Genomic DNA, 5,080 nt, shown 5'->3' on the forward strand with positions numbered 1-5,080 from the left:
TTTAAATTTGTTAGTTATAAAAACACAAAGCCCCATATATTTATGAGGCTTTTTGTATTGCTTATCACGATAAGTCTTTGATATTTGAATAAGATGGCGATTACCTACTTTCACCTGGCCGGAGCCAAACTATCATCGGCGTTTTGTAGTTTCACTTCTGAGTTCGGAATGGGATCAGGTGGTTCCTACAAGCTATTATCGCCAAAACTGTGTTTTGGATAATATATCTTATAAAGATATTTAACAATTCAGCATAGAAATAGACTTAAGTCTCTCGGATCATTAGTACTGGTAAGCTTCATACATTGCTGTACTTCCACACCCAGCCTATCAACGTCGTAGTCTCCAACGTTCCTTACTGATTTACATCAGAGAGATCTAATCTTGAAGGAGGCTTCCCGCTTAGATGCTTTCAGCGGTTATCCCTTCCGAACGTAGCTACCCGGCAATGCTTCTGGCGAAACAACCGGAACACCAGTGGTTCGTTCACTCCGGTCCTCTCGTACTAGGAGCAACTCTTCTCAAATCTCTAACGCCCACGGCAGATAGGGACCGAACTGTCTCACGACGTTCTGAACCCAGCTCGCGTACCACTTTAAATGGCGAACAGCCATACCCTTGGGACCTGCTTCAGCCCCAGGATGTGATGAGCCGACATCGAGGTGCCAAACTCCTCCGTCGATATGAACTCTTGGGAGGAATCAGCCTGTTATCCCCGGAGTACCTTTTATCCGTTGAGCGATGGCCTTTCCATACAGGACCACCGGATCACTAAGACCTACTTTCGTACCTGCTCGAGCCGTCACTCTCGCAGTCAAGCGCACTTTTGCCTTTATACTCTTGGCACGATTTCCGACCGTACCGAGTGCACCTTCGTACTCCTCCGTTACTCTTTAGGAGGAGACCGCCCCAGTCAAACTACCCACCATACACTGTCCTCGAATTTCTCCTGAGTTAGAACTTCAAATATTCAAGGGTGGTATTTCAAGGACGACTCCACAATCACTAGCGTGACTGCTTCAAAGTCTCCCACCTATCCTACACATAAATATTCAAAGTCCAGTGCAAAGCTGTAGTAAAGGTTCACGGGGTCTTTCCGTCTAACCGCGGGTACACTGCATCTTCACAGCGATTTCAATTTCACTGAGTCTCTGGTGGAGACAGTGTGGCCGTCGTTACGCCATTCGTGCAGGTCGGAACTTACCCGACAAGGAATTTCGCTACCTTAGGACCGTTATAGTTACGGCCGCCGTTTACTGGGGCTTCGATCCAGAGCTTCGCTTGCGCTAACCCCTTCAATTAACCTTCCAGCACCGGGCAGGCGTCACACCCTATACTTCATCTTACGATTTAGCAGAGTGCTGTGTTTTTGATAAACAGTCGCAGCCACCTGGTATCTGCAACCCCCAACAGCTCAGAGAGCAAGTCTCATCACCATCAAGGGCACACCTTCTTCCAAAGTTACGGTGTCATTTTGCCTAGTTCCTTCACCAGAGTTATCTCATAGCCTTAGTATTCTCTACCTACCCACCAGTGTCGGTTTACAGTACGGTCACTTATACAATGTACTTAGAAGCTTTTCCTGGAAGCATGGTATCAATAGCTTCGTCAAACAAGTTTGACTTCGTCTCGTATCTCAGATCAACAAGATGCCGGATTTGCCTAGCACCTCTACCTACATACTTTCACCTGGACAACCATCCGCCAGGCCTACCTAACCTTCTCCGTCCCTCCTTCGTTTATATAAGCGGCACAGGAATATTAACCTGTTTCCCATCGACTTCACTCTTCAGCTACGCCTTAGGGGCCGGCTTACCCTACGTTGATTAACATTGCGTAGGAAACCTTGGGTTTTCGGCCAATAAGAATCTCACTTATTTTACGTTACTCATGTCAGCATTCGCACTTCTGATACCTCCAGCAAACTTCTCAATTCACCTTCATCGGCTTACAGAACGCTCCCCTACCAATATAATAAATATATTCCGCAACTTCGGTGCATAGCTTAGCCCCGTTAAATCTTACGTGCAGGCCGACTCGACCAGTGAGCTATTACGCTTTCTTTAAAGGGTGGCTGCTTCTAAGCCAACCTCCTGGCTGTCTGGGCCTTCCCACTTCGTTTCCCACTTAGCTATGACTTGGGGACCTTAGTTGGCGGTCTGGGCTGTTTCCCTTTCCACTACGGACCTTAGCACCCGCAGTGTGTCTCCCGTGATTGAACTTCATCGTATTCTGAGTTTGCATCGAGTCAGTAAGGTCGTAAAACCCCCATCGTCGAAACAGTGCTTTACCCCAATGAGTTATACACGAGGCACTACCTAAATAGTTTTCGGGGAGAACCAGCTATCTCCGTGCTTGATTAGCCTTTCACTCCGATCCACAGCTCATCCCATACTTTTGCAACAGTATTGGGTTCGGTCCTCCAGTTGGTATTACCCAACCTTCAACCTGGCCATGGATAGATCGCGCCGGTTTCGGGTCTACTCCTAGCAACTATTCGCCCTATTAAGACTCGCTTTCGCTACGGATCCCTTATTCAGTTATCCTCGCTACTAAAAGTAACTCGCTGACCCATTATACAAAAGGTACGCAGTCACATTACTAAATAATGCTCCTACTGCTTGTATGCAAGCGGTTTCAGATTCTATTTCACTCCCTTTATAAGGGTTCTTTTCACCTTTCCCTCACGGTACTAGTTCACTATCGGTCATTCAGGAGTATTTAGCCTTGGAGGATGGTCCCCCCATATTCAGACAAGGTTCCACGTGCCCCGTCCTACTTGTTCATATGCTTAGTTCCACTGTGATTATTTCGTATACGGGACTATCACCCTCTATCGTCAAGCTTCCCAACTTGTTCTACTATAATTACAGCTAAATCATACCAGGCTCTTCCCACTTCGCTCGCCGCTACTATGGGAATCTCAATTGATTTCTTTTCCTAAGGGTACTTAGATGTTTCAGTTCCCCTCGTTCGCTCTACACTCTATGTCGAGTGAGTACCTAACTTGTGTTAGATGGGTTCCCCCATTCGGAAATCTCCGGATCAAAGTTTATTTACCAACTAACCGAAGCTTATCGCAGATTATCACGTCCTTCATCGCCTCTGAATGCCAAGGCATCCACCGCTTGCACTTATTTTCTTAAGTCTATTTCTATACTAAATTGTTAAATATCTCTATCTTCATGTAAATAAATATGGTGGAGCCAAGCGGGATCGAACCGCTGACCCCCTGCGTGCAAAGCAGGTGCTCTCCCAGCTGAGCTATGGCCCCAAAAAACTGGTGGGTCTGAGTAGACTCGAACTACCGACCTCACCCTTATCAGGGGTGCGCTCTAACCAACTGAGCTACAGACCCGTATTCTATTTACACTAAAATATATTATCTACAAACACTATGCTAAATCACTTGAATATGTAATTAGAGCTTATTTCTATTTTTTCGTATTTCCGTTAAGGAGGTGATCCAGCCGCAGGTTCCCCTACGGCTACCTTGTTACGACTTCACCCCAGTCATGAATCACTCCGTGGTAAACGCCCATTCGTTAAGCTATCTACTTCTGGAGCAACCCACTCCCATGGTGTGACGGGCGGTGTGTACAAGACCCGGGAACGTATTCACCGCAGTATTCTGACCTGCGATTACTAGCGATTCCGACTTCATGCAGTCGAGTTGCAGACTGCAATCCGGACTAAGAGTACCTTTCTGAGTTTCGCTCCAGCTCGCACCTTCGCAGCCCTCTGTAATACCCATTGTAGCACGTGTGTAGCCCTGGTCGTAAGGGCCATGATGACTTGACGTCGTCCCCACCTTCCTCCGCCTTGTCAGCGGCAGTCTCAATAGAGTACCCAACTTAATGATGGTAACTATCAATAGGGGTTGCGCTCGTTGCGGGACTTAACCCAACATTTCACAACACGAGCTGACGACAGCCGTGCAGCACCTGTCACTGCGTTCCCGAAGGCACCAATCTATCTCTAGAAAGTTCGCAGGATGTCAAGACCAGGTAAGGTTCTTCGCGTTGCATCGAATTAAACCACATGCTCCACCGCTTGTGCGGGTCCCCGTCAATTCCTTTGAGTTTTAGCCTTGCGGCCGTAGTCCCCAGGCGGAGTACTTAACGCGTTAGCTGCGCCACTAGATCCTTTACACCGAATCCAACAGCTAGTACTCATCGTTTACAGCGTGGACTACCAGGGTATCTAATCCTGTTTGATCCCCACGCTTTCGTCCCTCAGTGTCAGTATCGGTCCAGAATGTTGCCTTCGCCATTGGTGTTCCTTCTGATCTCTACGCATTTCACCGCTACACCAGAAATTCCCCATTCCTCTACCATACTCTAGTTTGCCAGTATCAAATGCAGTTCCAAGGTTGAGCCCTGGGCTTTCACATCTGACTTAACAAACCACCTACAGACCCTTTACGCCCAGTAATTCCGATTAACGCTCGGACCCCCCGTATTACCGCGGCTGCTGGCACGGAGTTAGCCGGTCCTTATTCTTTGGGTAACGTCCTTCTTATGAGCTATTAACTCATAAGCTTTCCTCCCCAACTAAAGTGCTTTACAACCCTAGAGCCTTCTTCACACACATGGCATTGCTGGATCAGGCTTTCGCCCATTGTCCAATATTCCCCACTGCTGCCTCCCGTAGGAGTTTGGGCCGTGTCTCAGTCCCAATGTGGCTGATCATCCTCTCAAATCAGCTATGGATCGTAGCCTTGGTAGGCCTTTACCCCACCAACAAGCTAATCCAACGCAGGCTCATCCATCTGCGGCAGCACAAAGGCCACCTTTAATCCGCAGATATTATGCGGTATTAACAGTCGTTTCCAACTGGTATCCCCCACAGATGGGCAGATTCCTACGCGTTACTCACCCGTCCGCCACTCGTCAGCAAGAAGCAAGCTTCTCCTGTTACCGTTCGACTTGCATGTGTTAAGCATGCCACCAGCGTTCAATCTGAGCCAGGATCAAACTCTTCAGTTTAATTCTCAAATTCTGACTCTAACTACTGATACTCAAATTCTTTAACAAAGTGTTTGTATATAATATATCTCTTAAATATCTTAGAAGCCTTA

At 47.4% G+C, this 5,080-nt stretch carries 2 tRNA genes and 3 rRNA genes; all 5 read right to left on the reverse strand.

Annotated features, from left to right (window positions below):
• Positions 1-91: 91 nt before the first annotated feature.
• Positions 92-206 (reverse strand): 5S ribosomal RNA (rrf, locus tag F3D57_RS09975).
• A gap of 55 nt (positions 207-261) precedes the next feature.
• Positions 262-3,148, reverse strand: a 23S ribosomal RNA gene (locus tag F3D57_RS09980).
• A gap of 50 nt (positions 3,149-3,198) precedes the next feature.
• Positions 3,199-3,274: transfer RNA gene (locus F3D57_RS09985), tRNA-Ala, on the reverse strand.
• A 7-nt stretch (positions 3,275-3,281) separates the two neighbouring features.
• Positions 3,282-3,358, reverse strand: a tRNA-Ile gene (locus F3D57_RS09990).
• 96 nt (positions 3,359-3,454) lie between these two features.
• Positions 3,455-4,988: ribosomal RNA gene (locus F3D57_RS09995) — 16S ribosomal RNA — on the reverse strand.
• The 16S, 23S and 5S rRNA genes sit together here with 2 tRNA genes alongside, the layout of an rRNA operon.
• Positions 4,989-5,080: the final 92 nt, after the last annotated feature.

Origin of the sequence: Francisella sp. SYW-2 (assembly GCF_008711475.1) — a bacterium.
GTDB lineage: Bacteria > Pseudomonadota > Gammaproteobacteria > Francisellales > Francisellaceae > Francisella > Francisella salimarina.